This is a genomic window from Ferrovum sp., assembly GCF_027317285.1.
In the GTDB taxonomy this organism is placed as follows: Bacteria; Pseudomonadota; Gammaproteobacteria; order Burkholderiales; family Ferrovaceae; genus Ferrovum.
On record NZ_DAHVHV010000113.1, the window covers coordinates 1 to 1,245 of the forward strand.

General features: G+C 53.5%; 2 protein-coding genes. Both read left to right on the plus strand.

Features of this window, described 5'->3' with window-relative positions; translation table 11 throughout:
* On the plus strand, positions 1 to 814 hold an 814-nt coding region (gene secF, locus M6F29_RS11750; RefSeq protein ID WP_298160125.1), incomplete at its 5' end, for a protein translocase subunit SecF.
* Positions 815 to 818: 4 nt separating this feature from the next.
* A partial coding sequence (locus M6F29_RS11755) for a VTT domain-containing protein (protein WP_298160128.1) occupies positions 819 to 1,245 on the plus strand: 427 nt, incomplete at its 3' end.

Below are 1,245 nucleotides of genomic sequence, written 5' to 3' on the forward strand. Positions count from 1 at the left end.
TTCAGTGGATTTCACTGGTGGCACCGTCATGGAAGTCCATACGGCGGGTCAGGCCGATTTGACGGGGATGCGTCGGAGCCTGAAGCAGTTGGGACTGCATGATGCGAATGTGCAGAACTTTGGAAGTTCCCATGACGTATTGATTCGTTTGCCCCTGCGTCATGGAGTCAGCAGTGGCGCCCTTTCGGAAAAGGTGCGTCAGGCATTGTGGCAACAGGATGCCTCCTTGCAGGTGCGCCGTGTGGAATTTGTTGGACCTCAGGTCGGAGACGAGTTAGTCAAGGATGGCTCTGCTGCTCTTCTATTCGTTTCTCTGGGCATCGTCATCTACCTTTCCCTGCGTTTCAAATGGAGACCGGCGGTAGCCACCATCGTGGCCAACCTGCACGATGTGGTGATCATTCTGGGGTTTTTTGCTTTCTTTCAGTGGGAGTTTTCCCTTTCCGTCCTGGCTGCGGTGTTGGCCATTCTGGGGTATTCGGTGAATGAATCCGTGGTAGTGTTCGACCGGGTACGAGAGAACTTTCGCAAGATGCGCGGGGCATCGGTTTCTCAGGTCATCGACAATGCCATCACGCGGACGATGAGTCGGACCATCATTACCCATGGATGCACTCAGTTGATGGTGACTTCCATGCTCTTTTTTGGTGGAGAAGCCCTGCATTATTTTGCTTTGGCATTGACCATTGGAATTCTTTTCGGGATCTACTCCTCCGTATTGGTGGCCAGTCCCATTGCCATGGCACTGGGCATGACCCGTGCCGATTTTCTGGTGAGCGACAGGAAAACCAACACACTTCCGGATACCCCATAATTTCGTGGACATCCTTCATTTACTGGCGCACCTGGACGATCATCTGGTGGCCTTGAGCCAGCAGTACGGGTATGCTTCCGATTTGATTCTATTTCTGATCATCTTTAGCGAGACGGGGTTGGTGATTGCACCCTTGCTGCCAGGAGATTCCCTGCTGTTTGTGGCAGGGGCCGTCGCTGCCGGGAATGCCTTGACCCCCGGCCCCTTCAATCTTCCCCTGTTGTGGGTGGTATTATCTGCGGGCGCTTTTCTGGGCAATCAACTGAATTTTCAGATTGGACGCTGGATCGGTCCCAAAGTCTTTCACTGGGAACGTTCAGTGCTTTTCAATCCCAGGCACTTGGCTGAAGCCCATGCTTTTTACGAGCACCATGGCGGAAAGACCATCGTCCTGGCCCGCTTCGTTCCTATCGTGCGTACCTATGCACCCT